A 22,862-nucleotide genomic window follows, 5' to 3' on the forward strand; every position below is an offset into this window, starting at 1 on the left:
TCGCGTCGGCTTGTCTCGGCGGCCGCGAGCGTTAGTTTAGGCGCAATGACTGTTCCGGCGCCGCCTCCGGCGGATCGCATCCTGCGCGCCATCGTCTCCACGGTCGTGGCGATGACGTGCTTCGCCATCCTGAACGCGATGTCGAAGACGCTCTCGACCTCCGGCTATCCGGTGATCGAGGTGATCTGGGCGCGTTATATTTTCGCTTTCGTCTTTATGCTGGCAATGTTCCTGCCACGCAACGGCAAGGATCTGTTCACCATCCGCCGGCTCGATACCCAGGTGGTGCGCGGGCTGCTGCTCTTCTTCTCGTCGTATTTCTATTTCCACGGCGTGGTCTATCTGCCGCTGGCGACGGCCGCCTCGATCTCGCTGTCGAGCCCGCTGATCGTGACGGCGCTGTCCACGCGCCTGCTCGGCGAGCCGGTCGGCCCGAGGCGCTGGGCGGCGGTCGGCGTGGGTTTCCTCGGTGCGCTCATCATCGTCCGGCCAGGGCACACCGATTTCGACTGGCATATTCTCTGGGTGGTCGCGAGCACTGTCTGCAGCGCCTTCTACCAGCTCTTCTCGCGGCGTTACGGGCAGACCGAGCGGCCCGATGCATCGGCGACCGTCGCCACCATCGTCGGCACCGTCGCGGCGAGCCCGTTCATGCCGTTCGAATGGGTGATGCCGGCCTCGCTTTGGCACGTCGTCCTGTTCGTCGGCATGGGCGTGATGGCAGGCACCGGCCACTACTTTCTGACCATAGCCTACAGCCAGGCGCCGGCGGCAGTGGTCTCGCCCTTCAACTACACCCAGCTCATCGGCGCGGCGGTGCTTGGCTTTCTCGTGTTCGACGAAAGCCCGGACATATGGACCTGGATGGGGGCGGCCGTGATCATCGCCTCCGGCCTTTATATCGGCTACCGCGAGCGCGTGCGCTACCGCGCGAAGCTCACGCCGAAATCCTGACGAATCGCGCGACATAGAACCCGTCGAGGCCGCCGCGCTCGGGCCACATCGAGGGCAGGGTGCGCACGTCGCCGGCCGGGGTGATCGCCTCGGCGAGGCCCGGCAGCTCCTCCGGCCGGATCTGCACGCGTTTCAGCCGCGGCGAGCGCCCGAGCAGGGCGTCGATCCGTGCCGGCCCCTCGTCCTCCTGCAGGGAGCATACGGCGTAGACGAGCGTGCCGCCGGGCTTCACCAGCTCGGGCGCATGCAGCAGCAGGCGATCCTGGGTGAGCGTCAGGCGGCCGACATCCTCCTGGTCCTTGAGCCAGGCGATGTCGGGATGGCGGCGCAGCGTGCCGGTGCCCGAGCAGGGCGCATCGATCAGCAGCGCGTCGAACCTCTCATCGGGCGTCCACTTGCCGGCGTCCGCCGTCACCAGCTCGGCCTTCAACCCGGCGCGGGCGAGATTGTCGGCGAGCCGGGCGATGCGGCGGGCGGAGATGTCGACAGCCACGACGCTGGCCCCGGCAGCGCAAAGCTGCAAGGTCTTGCCGCCCGGCGCGGCGCAAAGATCGGCGACCCGCTTGCCTGCAATGTCGCCCAGCAGCCGCGCGGGCAGGGCGGCCGCCGCGTCCTGGACCCACCACGCGCCTTCGGCGAAGCCCGGCAAATCGGTAACGATCCCGCCGGCCGCGCGCCGGATCGTCCCCGTGGGCAGCACCTCCGCATCGAGGCGGCCGGCCCAGAAAGCGGCGTCGGCCCTTGCCGTGAGATCGAGCGGTGCTTCGATCAGGTGGGCGGCGGCGATGGCACGGGTCGTTTGCTCGCCGTAACTCGCCGACCAGCTCTCCCACAGCCAGCGCGGCGTGTTGAGACGCGCCGGATCGCGGTCGCCCAGCAACGCCACGCCCTCGCGCGCCACGCGGCGCAGCACGGCGTTGGTCAGTCCCTTGAGATGCGCCAGGCGCAGGCTTTCGACCAGCCGGACCGAGGTATCGACCGCGGCGTGCGCGGGTGTGCCGAGGAAAAGGAGCTGGGCCGCGCCGAGTCGCAGGACGTGACGGGCCGGCGCATTCGCGCCTCCCAGCGGCCGCTCGATCAGGCTGCCCAGGACCTCGTCGACCTCGCCCAGCCGCCTGAGCGTGGTGGCGAGCAGCAGGCGCACGAAGGCCCGGTCGCGAGGATCGAGCGCGGTGAACCCCTCGTGTCGGGCGAGCGCATCGTCGAGCGGCTGGGCCTTGTCCAGGCAGGCGATCAGGACCTCGAGCGTGACGCGCCGGGAGGCGAGGGCGGCATCCATCGCCCCGCGCTATAAACGCGGTTGGCGCACTTGTCATGGCCCGGTATGTTGGCGGTACAAACAAATAGGAGGAAACGGCCAATGAGAAAAGCAACCGTCGCCTTGGCCCTCGGCCTGGTCGCGGCTGCCGGCTTGCCGGCCGCCGCCCAGGACAAGACGGTGAACCTCAAGATCTCGATCTGGCTGCCGCCGGCCCATCCGCTGGTGCCGGCGACGAAGGCCTGGGCCGACGACATCGAGAAGCAGTCGGGCGGCACCATCAAGAGCACGATCTTTCCATCGCAGCAGCTCGGCAAGGCGTTCGACCATTACGACATGGCGCGCGACGGCATCGCCGACATCACCTACGTCAACCCGGGCTACCAGCCGGGCCGCTTCCCGGTGATCGCGGCCGGCCAGCTTCCCTTCATGTTCGCCGACGCCAAGAAGGGGACGGCGGCGCTCGACGCCTGGTATCGCAAGTACGCGCCGCAGGAGATGAAGGACACACATCTATGCTTCGCCTTCATCCACGACCCGGGCGCCTATCACGGCCGCAAGAAGGTGGTGCTGCCCGAGGACATCAAGGGCATGAAGATCCGCCCGCCCCAGAGCACGATCGCGCAGATGGTGACCATGCTGGGCGGCACCAACGTGCAGGCCTCGGCGCCCGAGGCGCGCGACGTGCTGGAGCGCGGCGTGGCCGACGCGATCTTCTTCCCGTGGGGCTCCATGTTCCTGTTCGGCCTGGACAAGGTCACCAAGTACCACATGGACGTGCCGCTCTACACGACGACCTTCACTTACTCGATGAACAAGGCGAAGTACGATTCCCTGTCGCCGGCGCAGAAGAAGGTGATCGACGACCACTGCACCACCGAGTGGGCGGTGAAGCTCTCCTCGCCCTGGCACGACTTCGAGGCGGCGGGCCGCGATAAGATGAAGAAGGCGGCAGGCCACGAGGTCTACGAGCTCACGCCCGACCAGCTCAAGGCCTGGAAGACGGCCGTCCAGCCGCTGCAGAAGCAGTGGGCCGACGCCGTCACCAAGGCCGGCGGCGACGCCAACGCGATCTACAAATCACTCGAGGATTCGATCGCGCAGTACAAGGCGGGATTCTGACCAGACCCGAACGGCCATTCGTGTCGTCCGAGCGTAGCGAAGGATCCTTTGCGGTGCCGATCGAAGATCCCTCACTGCGTTCGGGATGACACCGCTCATGCGATAGCCTTGTCCGGAGGAAAAAGGGCAAGGGAAGGGAGTACGCCGTGAAGCGCAGCGTGATGGACCGCATCATCGACACGATCGAGGCGATCGCGGCGGTGTTCGTGGGGCTGGTCGCGGCCGACATCTTCATCTCGGTGATGCTGCGCCGCTTCTTCAGCGCGCAGATCCCCGATTCCTACGACTTCGGCCGCATGCTGCTCGGCATCCTGATCTTCTGGGGCATCGCCGCCACGTCCTACCGCGGCACGCACATCACGGTCGATCTCGTGTGGGCGCAGGCCAATCCGCGCTGGAAGCGCATCATCGACGTCTTCGCGACCCTGGTGCTGCTGTTCGTGGTGACGGTGCAGACCTACACGCTGTTCGACAAGGTGCATGCGACCTACGTCGACCACGTGCTGACCTTCGATCTGCGCCTGCCGACCTGGCCGTTCTTCGCCGTCGCCTGGATCGGCGACGTCTCGGCCGTGGTTCTGATTGCCATCCGCACCTTCCAGCTGGTGTTCCATCCCGAAGACATCCACGACACCCGCTCGGCCGTCGAATGAGCGCCGACGCCGTCGCCATCGTGGGCTTCGTCGTCCTGTTCGCGCTGATGCTGCTGCGCGTGCCGGTCGGCATGGCGATGGGGCTGGTGGGCGTGAGCGGCTACGCCTATCTCAGCGGCGGCGGGCCGGCGCTGAAGCTGGTCGGGCTCACCTCGATGCGCACCGTCACCGACTACCAGTTCGGCGTCATCCCCATGTTCCTGCTGATGGGGGCGTTCGTGTCGCACTCCGGCGTGAGCCGCGAGCTGTTCCGCGCCGCCAACACCTTCATCGGCCATCGGCGCGGCGGCCTGGGGCTTGCGACCATTCTCTCGTGCGGCGGCTTCGCGGCGATCTCGGGCTCGTCGGTCGCGACGGCGGCGACCTTCTCGACCGTCGCCTATCCCGAAATGCGGCGCTACGGCTACCCGCAGAGCTTCGCGACCGGCGTGATCGCCGCGGGCGGCACGCTCGGCGCCATGCTGCCGCCCTCGACGGTGCTCGCCGTCTACGGGCTCATCACCCAGCAGGATATCGGCAAGCTCTTCATGGCCGGAATACTGCCCGGCATGCTGGCCATGTCGATGTATCTCCTCACCATCGGCACGATCTGTCGCGTGAGGCCCGACTTCCTGCCGATCGCGCCGCGCTCGTCGTGGAAGGAGAGGATGGCGGGCCTGCGCGACGTCTGGGCGCCGCTCGTGCTGTTCGTGTTCGTGATCGGCGGCCTCTATGGCGGCGTCTTCACGCCGACCGAGGCCGGCGGCGTGGGAGCCGGCGGCGCGTTTCTGCTCGGCGTGCTGCGCCGGCGCCTGGGGCGGACGGAGATCCGCGCCTCGCTGCTGCAGGCGACACGCACCGCCGCGGCCGTCTTCACCGTGCTGATCGGCGCGCTGCTGTTCGGCTACTTCCTCACCATCACCCAGGTGCCGCAGAAGGTGACGGAGTTCCTGACCAGCCTCGGCATCGGCAGCTACGGCGTGCTGGTCCTGATCATGCTGATGTATCTGCTGCTGGGCTGCCTGATGGACGCCATGGCCATGATCATCCTGACCGTGCCCATCATCTTCCCCGTGGTGACGCATCTCGGCTTCGACCCGATCTGGTTCGGCGTCATCATCGTCATGACCGTCGAGCTGGGGCTGATCCATCCTCCGGTGGGCATGAACGTGTTCGTGATCAAGAGCGTGATCCAGGACGTCACGTTCTCGTCGATCTTCAAGGGCGTGCTGCCCTTCATCGCCACCGACATCCTGCGACTCGTCATCCTGATCGTGTTTCCAGTCATCGCCCTCTGGCTGCCCGGTCACATGTAGGACCGCATCATCGACGGCTCAGCTTCGTCAGCAGCGTGGCCAGGGCCTTGCGCTCGAACGCCCACAAGCAGCCGGCAAGGACCATGCTGCCGACGAGCAGCTCGAGCCACCAATATCGGTCGAGTGCTGCCGGCAGGGCGGCGATCGCCAGCGCCACGACGCTCGAGCTCAGGATAGGCGGCAGCACGATCGGCAGCACCGGATGCCAGAAGATGGCGGCCTTTTTCCTGGCGATCAGCCCGAGGACCAGGATGAGGGCCTCGGTCGCCAGGGTGATCGCCACGGCGCCCCATGGACCAAATCGCGGAATCGCGATGGCGTTGAGCGCCAGATTGGCGATGGCCCCTGCGGCGACGATCTTGAACTGGAGCTTCCCATAGCCCCACGGCACGAAGTTCGCGGAAATGCCGTAGTTCAGGAACTGGAAGCCGATGCCGACGCAGAGCCACTCGAACAGCGGACCGGCTTCGTCGAACGACGGTCCGTACATGAGGGACACGACATGCCGGCCGACCGCCCAGCCAAGGGCCGCGATGGGCAGCCCCATCCAGGCCAGCAGGCCGAGATACTCGCGCGACAGCTTGCGTGACTCTTCGGCGGACGTGCGGCTGCGTGAGAAGACCGGAAAGTAGGCGTTCCACAGCGCGGCGGTCACGACCGACGAGACCATCATCAGCCGGTAGGCGGTGGCATATTGGCCGACCGTCTCGTCACCGTGCGTGACGCCCAGGATAAGGGTGCTGCTGTTGAAGTAGATCAGCACCGCTCCCTGCGCCAGAGCGAGCGGCCAGGCCTCTCGAAGCAGCGACCGCATACCAGCGAGGCGCGGACGCGGGCGCATCGGCATGAGGCCGCGGCGCGCGGCGTACCAGAAATTGAACGCGGCGCCGAGCAGTGGCGCGGGCAGGCAGAGTGCCGCGTAGAGATAGACGTCGCCCGGGCGGTGGATGAACAGCAGGAGAGCGGGGAGCTGCAGGGCATTGAAGACGAGGTTGGCGATGCTCGGGGCCACCATCCTTTCGTGCGCCTGCAGGACCCAGCCGACATTCCACGCGGTCACGAAGAGGCTGACGCCCTGGATGACCAGCAGAAGGTCGATCTCGGGCCCTCTGAAATCGAGCGCGGCGATGACCAACACCAAGCCATACACCGCGACCGCGAGGATCGTCTGCAATGTCAGGATCAGGGAAAGCAGGTCCTGCGCCTGGGCCGGCGATCTCGCGAGCTCGCGCTGGCCGACGGTCGTCAGACCCGGATTGACCAGGATGCCGAGATAGCTCAGGGCCGCGAGCGTCCAGCTCACCTGGCCGATCGGCGTCGGCCCGAGCACCCGGCGGACGTAGATGTTGACCAGGATGGTGATGAGCAGGCCGAGGACGCTCGTTCCGGCCAGAGTCAGGAAGTTCGTCGCTATGCGCCGCCGATCGGGCGCGACGTGAGGGGAGGCCTCCGCTTCGACCGTCGCGTCAATCTCTTCGCTGATCGCGTTCATCTTCCATCTGCGCAAGGGGCGGGCATCGTTGCAGGCGACGAATTTGAGACAAGTGTTCAAGCTGTGGCTGGATCACCAATAGGTCACGCCCGCCAAATCCATCGACGGCCACTATGGCGACATGATTATCGTGGACTCGGCGCTGCAGGAACGCGCGCGCTCTGGCCGGCCAATTCGGGTCGGCATGGTCGGAGCGGGATTTATGGGCCGCGGCGTGGCTCTGCAAATCCACACGGCGGTGCCGGGCATGACGCTTGTCGCGATCGCCAATCGACGGCTCGAACCGGCGAGGCGCGCCTATGTGGAAGCAGGTCAAGACGCGCCTCGAACCGTCGAGACCGGCAAGGCGTTGAGCGAGGCCATTGCCGCGGGCCAGCCCGCGATCACCGAGGACTGGCGCCTTCTTTGCGCGGCCGACGAGATCGACGCCGTTCTCGAGGTCACGGGCTCGATCGAGCATGCCGCCCACGTCGTGACCGGGACGATATCCAACGGCAAGCACGCGATCCTGATGAATGCCGAGCTCGACGGCACGGTCGGACCGCTGCTCAAGCGCCGGGCCGATGCCGCCGGCGTGATCTACACCAATGTCGACGGCGATCAGCCCGGCGTGACGCTCAATCTCTTTCGCTTCGTGCGCGGGATCGGCGTCCGGCCCGTCCTCTGCGGCAACATCAAGGGGCTGCAGGATCCCTATCGGACACCCATCACCCAGGAAGGCTTCGCGCGCAAGTGGGGGCAAAAAGCCCATATGGTTACCTCGTTTGCCGATGGATCGAAGATTTCCTTCGAGCAGGCGATCATCGCCAATGCCACCGGGATGACCGTGGGCCGGCGCGGCATGTACGGCCCAACTGTCCCGGACGGCACGCCACTCGAGGAGGCGGTCCGCCAGTTCCACGCCGAGCGCTTCATCGACGGACCGGGCATCGTGGACTATGTCGTCGGCGCCTCACCCGGTCCGGGAGTCTTCGTGCTGGGCACCATCGAAAATCCGCTCCAGCGCCATTACCTCAACCTCTACAAGCTGGGCGAGGGGCCGCTCTACTGCTTCTACACGCCCTATCATCTCTGCCACTTCGAGGTTCCGACAACCGTCGCGCGAGCGGTGCTGTTCCGGGATGCGACGATCGCGCCGGCGGGCCCGCCTCGCGTCGACGTCGTGGCGACGGCCAAGACCGACCTGAGAGCGGGCGACGTGCTGGACGATATCGGTCATTTCATGACTTATGGCCAGTGCGAGAAGGCGGACATCGCGCGGAGCGAGCAGCTATTGCCGCTCGGTATCGCCGTCGGCTGCAGGCTGCTGCGAGACGTCGCGAAAGACGAAGTCCTGGGCTATCGAGACGTGGAATTGCCGCGAGACCGTCTTGTCGACCGGCTGCGAGCCGAGCAGGACGCCCTGTTCGCGCCGGCGGGTAAAAGCCTTGGACGACACGATTCAGTCACAGCTTAGTCACCGTCGTTCGTGCAGTCAAACTGCGACCAATAAGATATGACATTGGCTCGCGATGACTAGTCGGTCCGAAGAGCTGGACGCCACGACATCGGGCGCGCAACTCTTGATTGAGACACCGATCGCGGGCGGGCGCCGGATCGGCGCGGGCGTCATTCCGCCGGAATCGGTCGAGGCGAAGCGTTCCTGCACGGCGGGCGGTGCGCCGCCGCGCATCTTACCGGTGGATGACGGGCCCCGCCCGTTCTGGTCGGTAATGATCCCCGTCTATAATTGTCCGGACCGCTACCTGCGGGCGACCCTGCTCAGCGTGCTGTCGCAGGACCCCGGCCCATCCGAGATGCAGATCGAGGTCATCGACAATTGCTCGACGGAGGGCGATGTCGAGAAGCTCGTGCAGGAGATCGGCGGCGGCCGCATCGCCTTCTTCCGCCAACCCATGAACCTGGGGATCGTCGGAAACTTCAATTCGTGCGTGCAGCGCAGCCGCGGCCAGTGGGTTCAGATCCTGCATGGCGACGACGTCGTCCGTCCGGGTTTCTACGCGCGCACGCGGGAGGGCATCGAGCAACATCCGGAGGTCGCCGCCGCCTTCTGTCGGCTGATCTACATCGATCAGGACGGCCACTGGCTCGGAATCTCCGACCTCGAGATTCCGGCGCGAGGCGTGCTCGACCCCGGCTTCGCCGACCGGGAGCTCATCGATCAGCGCATCCAGTTCGTGAGCATCGTCGTGCGCCGCTCGACCTACGAGGAGCTCGGCGGGTTTCGGGCGTCGCTCGCGCATTGCCTCGATTGGGACATGTGGAAACGGATAGCCGTACGCAAGCCGATCTTTTTCGACCCCGAGCCATTGGCCTGCTTTCGTCTGCACGCCGGTGCCGACACGAGCCAACTGGTGACCTCGGGAGAGAACGTGGCCGACGAGCGGCGTTCGATCGACATATCCTGCGCGTGCGACGTGCCGGCCACGCGGCGCAGCCAGATCAAGCGCGTCGCGCGGCGGGCGGCCGGTGTCCGGGCCGCGCGTCTCGCGCGCCGCCTGTGGAAGGCCGGGCATGCGGCCGCGAGTCTTCGCCAGGCCATCGAGGCGGTCCGCTGCAGCCGCTCGCCGGCTGTGCTCGCCCGGGTCGCGTACTTCATGGCATCGGCGATCGTCCACTAGTCGAGTTGAGGGGCAGGGTGTTCGGGTACGACTTCGGAGGGGCTCGATGAAGGTCGTCATATTGGCTGGCGGGTATGGGACCCGTATCAGCGAGGAGAGCGCGATACGGCCCAAGCCGCTGGTCGAGATCGGCGGGCAGCCGATCCTTTGGCACATCATGAAGATCTATTCGGCCTACGGCCTCAACGAGTTCGTGATCTGCGGCGGCTACAAGGTCAACCTGATCAAGCAGTATTTTCGGGACTACGCGCTGGCCCGCTCGGACGTCACGTTCGATTTGCACCAGGGCAAGGTCCATACGCATCGCAGCGAAGGCGAGCCCTGGCGGGTGACGGTAGTCGACACGGGCGAGAAGACGATGACCGGCGGGCGCATCAAGCGGATCCGGCCTTATCTGAACGAGGAGACTTTCTGCCTCACCTACGGCGACGGAGTGGCCGATATCGACATCAGGGAGCTGGTCGCGTTCCACCGCAAGGCGGGCGTGCTCGCCACAGTGGCGGCGGTCAAGCAGCCGGGTCGCTTCGGCTCGCTTCACCTGTCGTCGGGAGAGGACCGGGTACGGGGCTTTCGCGAGAAGGCGCACGAGGACGGCGACTTCATCAACGGCGGTTTCTTCGTCCTTGAGCCGCGGGCCATCGACTACATCGAGGGCGACGACAGCGTGTGGGAGCGCGAGCCTCTCGAAACGCTCGTGGCCGAGGGCCAGGTGGCCGCCTACCGTCACCGCGGCTTCTGGCAGAACATGGATACCCTGCGAGACCGCAACGTCCTCGAGGCGTTCTGGGCCAGCGAGAAACCGCAATGGAAAGTCTGGTGAGCACGGCCCCGATGCCGACCCCCGGCCGCGAGCGGCAGGCGGCGCCCGGCAGGATCCTGGTGACCGGCGCGGACGGCTTCATCGGCTCGGTCCTGACGCCGCTTCTGTTGCGCCGAGGGTACGATGTGGTCGGCCTGGACACCGGCTTCTATCGCGCCGGCCTGCTTTACCACGACGGCGAGAACCGGCCGGCCACGCTCAGTCGCGATATCCGGACCCTGACCCCGGCCGACCTGGAAGGCTTTGACGCGGTGGTGCACCTGGCCGAGCTGTCCAACGATCCGCTTTGCCAGCACAATCCGAAGAAGACGTTCGAGATCAATCACCTCGGATCCGTCGCACTGGCCAGGGCGGCCAGGGAGGCCGGCGTTTCCCGCTTCGTCTATGCCTCCTCCTGCAGCATATACGGTGCGGCATCGGAGGACGGCCTGAAGACCGAGGATTCCCCGCCCAATCCGCAGACCGCCTACGCCGAATGCAAGATGCTCGTCGAGCGTGATGTCGGGCGTCTCGCCGACGACCGTTTCAGCCCGACGTTCCTGCGCAACGCGACTGCCTTCGGCGCATCGCCGCGCATTCGCTTCGACATCGTCCTGAACAATCTCGCCGGGCTCGCCTGGACGACGGGGCGCATCACGATGACCAGCGACGGCATGCCCTGGCGCCCGCTCGTCCACGTGCAGGATATCTGCGCCGCCATCGTCGCGACGCTGACGGCCGAGCGTGAAGCGGTATCCGGCCAGATCATCAATGTCGGCGACAACGACCACAACTACCGCGTTCGCGAGATCGCCGAAGCCGTCGGCGAGGCTTTCCCCAACTGCAGGATCGAGTTCGGCGCCAATGGCGGCGACAACCGCAGCTACCGCGTCTCGTTCGACAAGATCGGCCGGCTGCTGCCCGATTTCCGTTGCCGCTGGAACGCACAGCGGGGCGCGCGGCAGATGCGCAAGCTGTTCGAGCACATCGCAATGGAGGCGGCGGTCTTCAAGGCCTCGCCGTTCACCAGGCTCAGCGAGCTGCAGCGGCTGCTCGACACGCGACAGATCGATGCCGACTTCTTCTGGCGGCCTGTCGATCTTTCATGAGAGCCGGACGGGAAAGGGGCCTTCGATCGCGCGGTGCGCGCGAAATCCTTGAAGTGCGCCCCCTCGAATAGTGATGCGGCCGCCCTCCATCTCCGTGGATGAATACGGCCGGTCGTGAGGCTACTGTGCGGCCCGAAAGGATCCCCGCATGAAACGAGTAGGCTCTTTCCTCGGCGACTGGTGGCGCCTCGTCATTCCCTATTTCAAGTCCGAGGAGTGGCCGATCGCGATCACGCTGCTGGTGGGGGCGATCGCGCTCACCTTCGCCGGCGTGGGCCTCGAGGTCCTGTTCAACGACTGGAACCGTCGCTTCTACGACAGCATCCAGAACAAGAACGAGGCGGTGTTCTGGAAGGAGATCATCTTCTTCTCCTGGCTGGCTGCCCTCTACATCATGGTGTTCGTCGCCCGCGCCATCGTGAGTCCCTACCTCAGGCTGCGCTGGCGGAAGTGGCTGACGCGCCATTACCTCGCCCACTGGCTCGACGACCGCGGCTATTACCGAATCGAGCTCATGCGCTCGGTCGACAACGTCGACCAGCGCATCTCGGAGGACCTGAACCAGCTCGGCCAGTACACGATGACGCTGCTGCTCGGGCTGTTGAGTGCGGTCGCGACACTGGTCTCGTTCCTGTTCATCCTCTGGGAGCTGTCGGGGCCGCTGTCGCTGGCGCCGATCGGCATCGACTTCACGATCCCCGGCTACATGGCCTGGGTCTGCCTGATCTATGCCGTGGTGGGCAGCTACCTCGCGAACCTCGTGGGCCGGCGCCTTATCCCGCTCAACTTCATGCGGCAGCGCTATGAAGCCAACTTCCGCTTTTCCCTGGTGCGGGTGCGCGAGAATGCCGAGGGCATCGCCCTCTATCACGGCGAGCAGCGCGAGGACGATGCACTGAACGCGCGGTTCATCGACGTGTTCAACAACGGCTTCCGCGTACTGATGACCCAGGCGCAGCTCGCCTTCTACCAGTCGGGCTATGCCCAGCTCGCGATCGTCTTCCCCTATGTCGTCACCGCACCGCGCTTCTTCGCCGGCGCGATCACCTTTGGTGTGATGACCCAGACGGCCTCCGCCTTCGGACAGGTGCAATCGGCGCTTTCCTTCTTCATCGACAACTACACCTCGCTCGCCGAACTGCGCGCGGTGATGGACCGCCTCAAGGGATTCCAGATCGCGGCGGACGAGAAGCCCGCGACCGCGATCGACGTCACGCCCCAGGCGGGCCGTTCGGACGTGGCGGCCGAGAAGCTGACGCTGGCGCTGCCGACCGGGCAGGCGCTGCTCGAGGACCTCGACCTGCCGCTCAGGAAGGGCCAGTCGGTGCTGGTGCGCGGCGCCAGCGGCACGGGCAAGAGCACGCTCTTCCGCGCGCTCGCCGGCATCTGGCCATTCGGCAGTGGACAGGTGCGCGTGCCCGAGGGAGCGCGCGTGCTCTTCCTGCCGCAGAAGCCCTACATCCCGATCGGGACCTTGCGCGACGCCATAAAATATCCCGACGAGCATTCCCGCGCCTCCGACACGGACATCGCCGAGGCCCTGCGCGCGACCGGGCTCGGCCATCTCGTCGACCGGCTCGACGAGGTGGCCCACTGGAACAACGTCCTGTCGGGCGGCGAGCAGCAGCGCCTGGCCGCCGCCCGGGCGATCGTCTTCAAGCCGGACTGGCTCTTCATGGACGAGGCGACCGCGTCTCTGGACGAGGCGGCCGAAGCAATGGTCTACAGCGAGCTGAAGAGACGGCTGCCCGACACGACCATGGTCTCGATCGGCCACCGCCCGACGCTCAGGAAGTGGCACGACCGCCTGCTCGAGCTGAAGCGTGAGCCGGGCCAGGTCGGCACGCTGGTCGAGGTACCGGCATAGCGAAATGCCCACGACCTTCGTCCTTCGTGGTGGCATCCTTGCCTTTCCACAGCCCAGAAGGAGCCCGGACGATGAGCAAGCATGTTCCCGACACGGCGGCCGCCAATGCCGCGCTCGCGACCACACGCGAGGCCTCGCGCAAGGACCATCTGCCCTATGACATCCGGCACGTCGACGATGTCGAGTGGGAGACGATCCGCTGGCCGGGCGAGACCGGCAAGATGCTGTTCCATCCCAGGCCCGAGCGGCCGACCGAGCCCAATGCCGGCATCCTGCGGCTCGAGCCGGGCGCGTACCATCCCGAGCACTATCACGGCTTCGCGCAGGTCTGGTACGTGCTCGAGGGCGAGTTCACCATCGGCGGCACGCTCTGTCGGCCGGGCTCGATGCTGTTCCATCCCGATCCGCACTTCGAGGGCGAGTTCCGCACCGAGACGGGCGGCGAGATCCTGATCGTGCAGTATCCCGGCCCGACGACCGGGGAACGGCCGATCTATGCCGGCCGCTTCAACATGGCAGAGCGCAAGACGGTCGCGGAGGAACGAGTCGACCTCTGATCATCGATCCTTCTTCCGGACCGCGCGCATCTTGCCCGCTCATGAGCGGGCTGGAAGCCCGCGGTCCAATGATGATCAGCGAAGGCTGGCGTTGATACGGTCCAGCGCCTGCGGGCCAGGGCAGAGGTCGGCGGTCTGCAGCGAGTTCAGCGGGACGTCGACCGTGTTCAGGTTGGCGTGCAGATCGGTCGGGGTCGGGTCGACATAGAGGAGGCCGGTCACGACCTCGCCCGCGGCGAGACCTTCCTGGACGCGCTTCATGGCCGCGATCTTGTCCGAGGGGTCGTAGTCCTCGCCGAGCTTGCGCAGCCGGAGAAGCGAGCCGTCGTGCTGCTGCACGGTGGTCGCGGTGCCGGGCGCATAGTCGGCGATGATCTCCGCCCGCCCCTCGATGAAATCGAGCCGGTTCAGCGCCTCGTTGTGCTCGCGCACGTACTCGTAGCTCTTGGTCGAGCCGGCGTGGTTGTTGAAGGCGACGCAGGGGCTGATGACGTCGAGGAACGCCGCGCCCTTGTGCATCATCGCCGCCTTGATGAGCGGCACGAGCTGGTGCTTGTCGCCGGAGAAGGAACGGCCGACAAAGGTGGCGCCCATCAGGATCGCCATCGACACGAGATCGATCGAGGAGTCGGAGTTGGCCACGCCCTTCTTGCTGATCGAGCCTTTGTCGGCGGTGGCGGAGAACTGGCCCTTGGTGAGGCCATAGACGCCGTTGTTCATGACGATGTAGGTCATGTTCACGCCACGCCGCATGATGTGGGCGAACTGGCCGAGCCCGATCGAGGCCGAATCGCCGTCGCCCGATACGCCCATGTAGATCAGGTCGCGGTTGGCGAGATTGGCGCCCGTCATCACCGATGGCATGCGGCCGTGCACGGTGTTGAAGCCGTGGCTCGCGCCGACGAAGTAGGTCGGCGCCTTGGAAGAGCAGCCGATGCCCGAGAGCTTGGCCACCTGATGCGGCAGGATATCGAGCTCGTAGCAGGCCTGGATGATGGCGGCGCTGATCGAATCATGACCGCAGCCTGCGCACAGCGTCGAGACGGCGCCTTCGTAGTCGCGCCGGGTGAAGCCGGCCTTGTTCTTGACCAGCGAGGGATGATGGAGCCTGGGCTTGGCGATGAAGGTCATGACGCAGCCTTGTCGAACGATACCACCTTGAACTGGCCGAGCTTCTTGGCGATGTCGGCCGCGATGAAGCGCGCCGTGATCGGCGTGCCGTCGTAGTGAAGGACGGAGACGAGCTTGCGCGCATCGAGCGTGAACTCGCTCATCAGCATCGAGCGCAGTTGGCCGTCGCGGTTCTGCTCGACGACGAACACCTTGTCGTGCTCGTGGATGAAGTCCTCGACCGCTTGCGAGAACGGGAAGGAGCGCACGCGCAGCGCATTGACGTGGTGGCCATCGGCCTCGAGATGGTCGAGCGCCTCCGCCATGGCGGGGCTCGTCGAGCCGAAATAGATCACGCCGTAGCGCGTGGCCTTGGGCGAGGAGTAGCGCAGCGGCTGCGGCGCGATCCGGGCGGCCGTCGCGAACTTGCGCTGCAGCCGTTCCATGTTGCGCACATAGACCGGTCCCTCCTCGGAGTAGCGCGCGTACTCGTTCTTGGTCGTGCCGCGGGTGAAGAACGAGCCCTTGGTCGGATGCGTGCCGGGATAGGTGCGGAAGGGAATGCCGTCGCCGTCGACGTCGAGATAGCGGCCGAAGGTCTTGCCGGCTTCCAGCTCCTCGGCCGTCATCACCTTGCCGCGGTCGAACACCCGCTGCTCGTCCCATCGGAAGGGCCGACAGAGCCGGTGGTTCATGCCGATATCGAGGTCGGTCATGACGAAGATCGGCGTCTGCAGCCGGTCGGCGAGATCGAGCGCCTCGGCGGTGAACTCGAAGCACTCCCTCGGATCCTCCGGGAACAGCAGCACGTGCTTGGTGTCGCCGTTGGAGGCATAGGCGCAGGAGAACAGGTCCGACTGCTGCGTGCGTGTCGGCATGCCGGTCGAGGGCCCGCCGCGCTGCACGTTCACGATCACCGCCGGCACTTCGGCAAAATAGGCGAGGCCGATGAACTCGGTCATCAGCGAGATGCCGGGGCCCGAGGTCGCCGTGAAGGCGCGGGCGCCGTTCCAGGCCGCCCCGATCACCATGCCGATCGAGGCGAGCTCGTCCTCGGCCTGCACGATCGCGTACTTCGCCTTGCCGGTCTCCTTGTCGTGCCTGAGCCGCTTGCAATGGTTGCTGAAGGCCTCGGCCAGCGAGGAGGAGGGGGTGATGGGATACCAGGCGCAGACCGTGGCGCCGCCATAGACCGCGCCCAGCGCCGCCGCGTTGTTGCCCTCGACGAAGATGCGATCGCCGACCGCGTCGGCGCGGCGGACCTTGAGCCTCACCGCATCGGCGTCCAGATGCTGCGCCGCCCAGTCGCGGCCGAGCTGCAGCGCCTTGACGTTGGAATCGAGCAGCTTCTCCTTGCCCTTGTACTGCTCGCTGAACAGCCGCTCGATCTCCTTGGGATCGATGTCGAGCAGGACCGAGAGGGCGCCGACATAGATGATGTTCTTGAAGAGCTGGCGCTGACGGGCGTCGGTGTAGGTGGCGTTGCAGATCGCCGTCAGCGGCACGCCGATCACGTTGACGTCGTCGCGGAAGGCGGAGGACGGCATCGGCTTGGTGCTGTCGTAGAACAGGTAGCCGCCGGGCTCGATCTCCTTCACGTCCTCGGCCCAGGTCTGCGGGTTCATCGCCACCATCAGGTCGACGCCGCCGCGTCGGCCGAGATAGCCCTTCTCGGTGATCCGCACCTCGTACCAGGTCGGCAGGCCCTGGATGTTCGAGGGGAAGATGTTGCGCGGGCTGACGGGCACGCCCATGCGCAGGATCGCCCGCGCGAACAGCTCGTTGGCCGAGGCCGATCCGGAGCCGTTGACGTTCGCGAACTTGACGACGAAGTCGTTAACGGCGGTTATTGCCTGCGGCATGCCTGCTCCGCGTGAGTCATCTCGATATAGTACTTGCGCATGTCCCATGCGCCGGTCGGGCAGCGCTCGGCGCACAGCCCGCAATGCAGGCAGACGTCCTCGTCCTTGACCATGACACGGCCGGTCTTGAGGTCGTTGCCGACATAGAGATCCTGGGTCGGGTTCAGCGCCGGCGCGTTGAGCCTCGAGCGCAGGTCCTTTTCGTCACCGTTGTCGGTGAAGGTGATGCAGTCCATCGGACAGATGTCGACGCAGGCGTCGCACTCGATGCAGAGCGTGCCGGTGAAGACGGTCTGCACGTCGCAGTTCAGGCAGCGCTGGGCTTCCTGGAAGGCGAGCTCGGGATCGAAGCCCAGCTCGACCTCGGCCATGATGTTCTTCAGCGCCTCCTGCTTGGCGCGGTGCGGGACCTTGAAGCGACGGTCGATGGTGGGCGCGTTGTCGTAGCTCCACTCGTGGATGCCCATCTTCTGGCTGACGATGTTGACGCCGGGCGGCGGCCGCTCCTCGACCTTCTCGCCCGTAAGCAGCTTGTCGATCGAGATCGCCGCGTCGTGGCCGTGCGCCGCCGCCCAGATGATGTTTTTCGGCCCGAATGCGGCGTCGCCGCCGAAGAACACGTTCTTCACCGTGCTCTGCAGCGTCGCCTCGTCCAGCCTGGGCAAGCCCCACCTGTCGAACTCGATGCCGGCGTCCTTCTCGATCCAGGGGAAGGCGTTCTCCTGGCCGATCGCGACCAGCACGTCGTCGCATTCGAAGAACTGGTCGGGTTCGCCGGTCGGGACGAGGCTGCGGCGGCCCTTGGCGTCGTACTCGGCCTTCACCTTCTCGAACAGAACGCCCTTGATCCTGCCGTTGTCGTGCCGGACCTCCTTGGGGACGAGGAAGTTCAGGATGGGGATGTCCTCGCCCATCGCGTCCTCCTTCTCCCACGGCGAGGCCTTCATCTCCTCGAAGCCGGAGCGGACGATCACCTTCACGTCCTCGCCGCCGAGGCGCCGCGCGGTGCGGCAGCAGTCCATCGCGGTGTTGCCGCCGCCCAGCACGATCACGCGCTTGCCGACGCTGGTCGTGTGGCCGAACGAGACCGAGGACAGCCAGTCGATGCCGATATGGATGTTGGCGGCGGCTTCCCTGCGGCCTGGCACGTCGAGCTCGCGGCCACGCGGCGCACCGCAGCCGACGAATACCGCATCGTAGCCGTCGGCCAGCAGCTTCTTCATCGACTCGACGCGCTGATGGCGGAACTCGATGTTGCCGATGTCGGTGATGTAGCCCACTTCCTCGTCGATCACCGATTCGGGCAGCCGGAAGTGCGGGATCTGCGTGCGGATGAAGCCGCCGAGCTTGGGGTCCTGGTCATAGATCACGATCTCGTAGCCCATCACGGCGAGATCGCGGGCCACGGTGAGCGAGGCCGGCCCGCCGCCGACGCAGGCGATGCGCTTGCCGTTTCGGGCCGGCGCCTTGGGCATCAGCTTGGCGATGTCGTCGTCCTTGTAGTCGGCCGCGACGCGCTTCAGGCGGCAGATCGCGACCGGCTCCTTCTTGCCCTTGACGAGGGTCTCGTCCTCGACCCGGCTACGCCGGCAGGCCGGCTCGCACGGACGGTCGCAGGTACGGCCGAGGATGCCGGGGAAGACGTTCGACTTCCAATTGATCATGTAGGCGTCGGAGTATCGTCCGTGGGCGATCAGTCGGATGTACTCCGGAACCGGCGTATGCGCCGGGCACGCCCACTGGCAGTCCACCACCTTGTGGAAGTAGTCGGGATTCGTGATGTCGGTCGGCTTCAAAACTGAACTCACTTCGGGCTGCCCACGGCAGCGGCCGAGCTTGGATGAACGACGATTTACTCTAACGCAAACAGGGTGGGCATTGGGGAGATTCACACACCGTACGTCAAGAATTCTATATGGGATCCGGTTGTCTGAAAAACGGCAATTCCCCAGAAAGCAAAAGGACTTATGACGTATTCGGTTGGCGGTGGCGGAACCGGCCGGGCGAAGCGCCGGCTGCGCGGCGAAACATCGCGCTGAAGGCGCTGACACTTTCGTAACCGAGGTCGAGAGCGACCCGGGTGACGGGCTCGCCGGCGCCGAGACGGCCCATCGCCTCGAGCACCCGCGCCTGCTGGCGCCACGCACCGAAGCTCATGCCGGTCTCGCTCTGGAAGCGGCGGGCGAGGGTCCGCGGGCTGACATTGGCGACCGGCGCCCAGTCCTCGAGCGGGCGCGAGTCCCCTGGGCTTTCGAGCAGCGCCTGGCAAACGGCGCGCAGGCGCGGATCGCGCGGCATGGGAAGCTGCAGCGGCAGGAACTGCAGGCCGCGCAATTCCTCCAGGATCAGGGCCACGACATGGCCGGCCGGCCCGCTCTCGTCGTACTGAACCGGCAGCTCGGTGGCGCGCACGATCAGCTCGCGCAGGAGCGGCGACACCGGCAGCACGTGGCAGCTCTTCGGCATGGCGACCGCCACGTCGGCGCGCAGGTAGAGCGTGCGCATGGTGACGTCCGCCAACATCTCGATGCCATGCTGGACACCCGCCGGCATCCAGAGCGCGCGCTGCGGCGGCACCATCCATACGCCGTCGTCGGTCGCCACCCGCATCGTGCCCGTGGTCGCGTAGATGAGCTGCGCGCGCTCGTGCCGATGCGGCATGATCCTGAACCCCGCCACGAAATCTTTCGGCATCGCCACGACCGCCCGCGGCACGTGTTGATAGTCGGCGGGGTTGGTGGAGCGGATCGGTCGTGTTTGGCCATCTTTCGACATAAGTTGGCATTTTAGCGCAAGACAGCCACAGGCGCTCTTCCTAATCTCTCGTCGGGAGACCCCTGATGAAGTTCAGCAGTCCGACCTCGCTTCTGCTCAATCTCGGCCATGCCCTGGACCACTGGGTGCTGGTGATCTTTCTCTATACGGTGAGCGTGATCGCCGGCGTCTGGGGAGCCGACTGGCACGAGCTCACGCCCTACGCCTTCGGCGCCTCGTTCATGTTCGGCGCGGGCTCCATCGTCTCGGGCAAGCTCGGCGACCAATGGGGCCGGCGCGCCATGATGATCATCTTCTTCGCCGGCATGGGGCTCTCCTGCCTGCTGATCGCGCTCTGCAACAACAAATGGCAGATCGGGCTCGCCATGACGCTGATGGGCGCGTTCGCCTCGATCTATCACCCGGTCGGCATCCCGATGCTGGTGCAGCGGGCGGAAAAGCCGGGTCTGGTGATCGGCGTAAACGGTCTTGTCGGCAATCTCGGCATCGCGATCGGCTCCAGCCTGTCGGTCATCCTGGCCACCCACTACGGCTGGCAGATGGCCTATATCGTGCCGGGCATCGTCGGGATCGCCGCCGCGGTCCTGTTCGCCGCCTTCGTGCCGCAGGAGCAAGAGGCGCCGGCCAAGCGCAAGTCCAAGATCCTCGACATGCCGCCCAACATGATGGCCCGCGTCTTTTTCATCATGACCTGCGCGGCCGTGTCAGGCAGCATCGTCTTCAACTTCACCACCAACTCGAACGGGGAGATGCTGAAGGCGCGGATTGAGGAGCTGGCGGCCAATCCGTGGCTGCTGAGCATCGTGCTGGTCGGCGTGTTCACCATCGCCTCGATCGCCCAGATCGCTGTCGGCATGCTGATCGACCGCTTCCCCCTGAAGACGGTCTATCTGCCGATCCTGGTGACCCAGATCCCGTTGTTCGTGCTGGCGGCCTACGCCGAGGGCTGGGCGCTGGTCGCCGTGACCACGCTCTTCATGGTGTTCGTGTTCGGGGCCATTCCGTTCACCGACGCCATGATCGTGCGCTACGTCGACGACCGCTTGCGCAGCCGCGTGACGGGCATGCGGCTGGCGATCGGCTTCGGTGTCAGCTCCCTCGTGGTGGCGGCGATCGGTCCGTCGGTGAAAGCGGCGGGCTTCCCGACCCTGCTGATGGCGCTCGCCGCCGTCGCCGCCTGCACCGTGCTCGCGATCTCCTTCCTGCCCGACGAACGGCAGGTCGCCGCCGCCGCGCTCAAGCCGGCGGAATAGGGGCCGCCACTTCCTGCGATGGTTGCGGCTGCACTTGCGTCGCCCCACGGCCGACACGCAGAGTGGCGGTCCTCGGGCAGGGAGGAAAAGCGAAATGACCGCAGGCTCCGCCGTTCCCGTGCCGGCGACGCATCTCGACACGGCGCGCGATGCCGAGGCGGCGACGCGCAAGGCCAACGAGGCGATGGCCGCCCGTCTGCCGTTCGCCGACCAGCGTGACTTCGAGGCGGCGAGGCGGGGGCTGATCGCCGAGGTGCCGGACGGCGTGGTGCAGACACCGAATGGCACCGTGCTCTGGAACCTCAACGAATACGCTTTCATCGACGGCGAGCCGGCGCCTGCGACGGTGAACCCGAGCCTGTGGCGCATGGCACGGCTCAATCTCGGCAATGGCCTTTTCAAGGTGACGGAGCGCGTCTACCAGCTCCGCGGCTTCGACATCTCGAACATGACCGTGCTCGAAGGCGACGACGGCCTGATCCTGATCGACCCGCTGACCACCGCCGAGGTCGCGCGCGCGGCGCTGGCGCTCTATTTCGCCCACCGTCCGAAGCGGGCGGTGGTTGCGGTGATCTACACCCACAGCCACGTCGATCACTATGGCGGCGTGCGCGGCGTGATCGAGGAAGCGGAGGTGAAGGCGGGCCGGGTCGAGGTGATCGCGCCGGCGGGCTTCATGGAGGCGATCTCGGGCGAGAATGTGCTCGCCGGCCTGCCGATGATGCGCCGGGCGCAGTTCCAGTTCGGCCATCTGCTGCCGCGCGGGCCGCGCGGCCAGGTCGATGCCGGTCTCGGCAAGGCGATCGCGCGCGGCACGCCGGGCCTGATCGCGCCCACGCGGACGATCGAGCATGCGGTCGAGGAGCACACGATCGCGGGCCTCCGGATCGTCTTCCAGCTCGCGCCCGAAACCGAGGCGCCGGCCGAGATGCATATGTTCTATCCCGATCTCGGCGTGCTCAACATGGCCGAGAACGCCTGTCCGCTCCTGCACAACTTCATTCCCTTGCGCGGCGCGGTCGCGCGCGACCCGCGCATCTGGGCGAAGTACATCGCCGACGCGATCGAGATGTATGCGCCGCATGCCGACGTGCTGATCGGCCAGCATCACTGGCCGACCTGGGGTCGCGATGCGATCCTCGACCACCTCGAAGCGCAGCGCGACCTCTACAAGCACATCCACGACCAGACGCTGCGCCTGATGAACAGGGGCTGGCGACCGGCCGAGATCGCCGAGGCGATCGACCTGCCGGCGGGCCTCGCCGAACGCTGGTCGGCGCGCGGCTATTACGGCACCGTCAATCACAACGTGAAGGCGGTCTATCAGCGCTATCTCTCCTGGTACGACGGCAATCCGTGCAACCTCCATCCGCTGCCGCCGGCGCCGGCGGCGAGAAAGCTGGTCGAGTACATGGGCGGCGCGGCGGCGGTGATCGCGCGCGCCCGCGAGGACTTCGCCAGGGGCGAGTTCCGATGGGTCGCCCAGGTGATGAAGGAGGTCGTGTATGCCGAGCCCCACAACCGCGAGGCGCGCGCGCTGTGCGCCGACGCGCTGGAGCAGATGGGATACCAGGCCGAGTCGGCGACGTGGCGCAATGCCTTCCTCTATGGTGCGCAGGAACTGCGGCACGATCCGGTGCGCATGCCGCCGCGCGCGCTCCCGGCCGACACGCTGGCCGGCCTCAGCACCGACATCTTCTTCGACATGCTCGCCATCCGGCTCGATCCAGCCAAGGCCGCCGGCCGGACGATGGTCCTGAACTGGCATTTCACCGACCGCGCCGAGCAATTGGCGCTGACGCTTCGCCACGGCACGCTCACCCATCGCCTGGGCTCCAGTGCCAGGAACGCGACGGCCTCGATCACGACGACGCGCGCCACGCTCGACGCGATCATTCTCGGCCGGCTGACGCCGGCGGACGCGCTGGCTTCCGGCGCCTTGCGGGTCGAAGGGGAGGCCGGGCAGGCGGCGGCGCTGCTCGCCATGCTCGATCCGCCGTCGCCGATGATGTTCGACATCCTTACCCCCGGCGAGGGCCGTCCCTAGTTCCGGCCGGCGCTTGACATTCCGGCAGGCGGCCCCTGTGATGCCGGCCAACAAGAAGCGAACAAGCGCTGACTACAGGGAGAAACGC

The 22,862-nt window shown here is 66.3% G+C and carries 18 protein-coding genes; 12 read left to right on the plus strand and 6 right to left on the minus strand.

The window, feature by feature from the left end:
• The first annotated feature begins 45 nt into the window (after positions 1-45).
• Positions 46-954: a DMT family transporter gene (locus OJF58_RS21440; protein ID WP_300779797.1), complete on the plus strand. Its 909-nt coding sequence runs from the start codon at positions 46-48 to the stop codon at positions 952-954.
• Here the strand turns inward: OJF58_RS21440 and OJF58_RS21445 are convergent.
• Positions 938-2,233, minus strand: coding sequence for a transcription antitermination factor NusB (locus OJF58_RS21445; protein ID WP_300779798.1), 1,296 nt, complete (start codon positions 2,231-2,233; stop codon positions 938-940). The genes OJF58_RS21440 and OJF58_RS21445 overlap by 17 nt on opposite strands.
• A gap of 81 nt (positions 2,234-2,314) precedes the next feature.
• Here OJF58_RS21445 and OJF58_RS21450 point away from each other — a divergent pair, with 81 nt between their 5' ends.
• From OJF58_RS21450 to OJF58_RS21460, 3 genes are all read left to right on the plus strand, one after another.
• Entirely contained in the window at positions 2,315-3,334 is a 1,020-nt protein-coding gene (locus OJF58_RS21450) for a TRAP transporter substrate-binding protein (protein ID WP_300779799.1), read from the plus strand.
• 146 nt (positions 3,335-3,480) lie between these two features.
• On the plus strand, positions 3,481-3,987 hold the full coding sequence (locus OJF58_RS21455; protein ID WP_300779800.1) for a TRAP transporter small permease: 507 nt from the start codon (positions 3,481-3,483) through the stop codon (positions 3,985-3,987).
• On the plus strand, positions 3,984-5,282 hold the full coding sequence (locus OJF58_RS21460) for a TRAP transporter large permease (RefSeq protein ID WP_300779801.1): 1,299 nt from the start codon (positions 3,984-3,986) through the stop codon (positions 5,280-5,282). The genes OJF58_RS21455 and OJF58_RS21460 overlap by 4 nt, the downstream gene beginning before the upstream one ends.
• 7 nt (positions 5,283-5,289) lie before the next feature.
• On the opposite strand, the gene OJF58_RS21465 is transcribed toward OJF58_RS21460, so the two are convergent.
• The gene (locus OJF58_RS21465; RefSeq protein ID WP_300779802.1) at positions 5,290-6,774 is read right to left on the minus strand and encodes a flippase; all 1,485 of its coding nucleotides are present in this window, start codon (positions 6,772-6,774) and stop codon (positions 5,290-5,292) included.
• Positions 6,775-6,895: 121 nt separating this feature from the next.
• Between OJF58_RS21465 and OJF58_RS21470 the strand changes: the two genes are divergently transcribed.
• The 6 genes from OJF58_RS21470 to OJF58_RS21495 all read left to right on the plus strand — a co-directional run bounded on the left by OJF58_RS21470 (position 6,896) and on the right by OJF58_RS21495 (position 13,727).
• Positions 6,896-8,230: an SAF domain-containing protein gene (locus OJF58_RS21470; RefSeq protein WP_300779803.1), complete on the plus strand. Its 1,335-nt coding sequence runs from the start codon at positions 6,896-6,898 to the stop codon at positions 8,228-8,230.
• A gap of 256 nt (positions 8,231-8,486) precedes the next feature.
• Positions 8,487-9,395, plus strand: coding sequence for a glycosyltransferase (locus OJF58_RS21475; protein WP_300785347.1), 909 nt, complete (start codon positions 8,487-8,489; stop codon positions 9,393-9,395).
• A 46-nt stretch (positions 9,396-9,441) separates the two neighbouring features.
• Complete coding sequence (rfbF, locus tag OJF58_RS21480; RefSeq protein ID WP_300779804.1) at positions 9,442-10,215, plus strand: glucose-1-phosphate cytidylyltransferase; 774 nt, start codon at positions 9,442-9,444, stop codon at positions 10,213-10,215.
• Positions 10,212-11,303, plus strand: a complete 1,092-nt coding sequence (locus tag OJF58_RS21485) for an SDR family oxidoreductase (RefSeq protein WP_300779805.1) — start codon at positions 10,212-10,214, stop codon at positions 11,301-11,303. Before rfbF ends, OJF58_RS21485 begins: the two co-directional genes overlap by 4 nt.
• Positions 11,304-11,451: 148 nt before the next feature.
• A complete protein-coding gene (locus tag OJF58_RS21490; RefSeq protein WP_300779806.1) occupies positions 11,452-13,170 on the plus strand; it encodes an ABC transporter ATP-binding protein/permease in 1,719 nt (572 codons plus the stop codon).
• Positions 13,171-13,241: 71 nt separating this feature from the next.
• Positions 13,242-13,727, plus strand: coding sequence for a hypothetical protein (locus OJF58_RS21495; protein ID WP_300779807.1), 486 nt, complete (start codon positions 13,242-13,244; stop codon positions 13,725-13,727).
• Positions 13,728-13,802: 75 nt separating this feature from the next.
• On the opposite strand, the gene OJF58_RS21500 is transcribed toward OJF58_RS21495, so the two are convergent.
• The 4 genes from OJF58_RS21500 to OJF58_RS21515 form a co-directional block, all read right to left on the minus strand.
• Positions 13,803-14,858, minus strand: a complete 1,056-nt coding sequence (locus tag OJF58_RS21500; protein ID WP_300779808.1) for a 2-oxoacid:ferredoxin oxidoreductase subunit beta — start codon at positions 14,856-14,858, stop codon at positions 13,803-13,805.
• On the minus strand, positions 14,855-16,699 hold the full coding sequence (locus tag OJF58_RS21505) for a 2-oxoacid:acceptor oxidoreductase subunit alpha (RefSeq protein WP_300779809.1): 1,845 nt from the start codon (positions 16,697-16,699) through the stop codon (positions 14,855-14,857). Before OJF58_RS21505 ends, OJF58_RS21500 begins: the two co-directional genes overlap by 4 nt.
• The gene (locus OJF58_RS21510; protein WP_366526839.1) at positions 16,684-18,495 is read right to left on the minus strand and encodes an FAD-dependent oxidoreductase; all 1,812 of its coding nucleotides are present in this window, start codon (positions 18,493-18,495) and stop codon (positions 16,684-16,686) included. Before OJF58_RS21510 ends, OJF58_RS21505 begins: the two co-directional genes overlap by 16 nt.
• A gap of 169 nt (positions 18,496-18,664) precedes the next feature.
• Positions 18,665-19,393, minus strand: a complete 729-nt coding sequence (locus OJF58_RS21515) for a helix-turn-helix transcriptional regulator (RefSeq protein WP_300779811.1) — start codon at positions 19,391-19,393, stop codon at positions 18,665-18,667.
• A 146-nt stretch (positions 19,394-19,539) separates the two neighbouring features.
• On the opposite strand from OJF58_RS21515, the gene OJF58_RS21520 reads away from it, so the two are divergent.
• Positions 19,540-20,727, plus strand: a complete 1,188-nt coding sequence (locus tag OJF58_RS21520) for an MFS transporter (protein ID WP_300779812.1) — start codon at positions 19,540-19,542, stop codon at positions 20,725-20,727.
• A gap of 94 nt (positions 20,728-20,821) precedes the next feature.
• Positions 20,822-22,774, plus strand: a complete 1,953-nt coding sequence (locus tag OJF58_RS21525; protein ID WP_300779813.1) for an alkyl sulfatase dimerization domain-containing protein — start codon at positions 20,822-20,824, stop codon at positions 22,772-22,774.
• Positions 22,775-22,862 lie beyond the last annotated feature (88 nt).

The organism is Enhydrobacter sp., from assembly GCF_030246845.1.
Lineage (GTDB): Bacteria > Pseudomonadota > Alphaproteobacteria > Reyranellales > Reyranellaceae > Reyranella.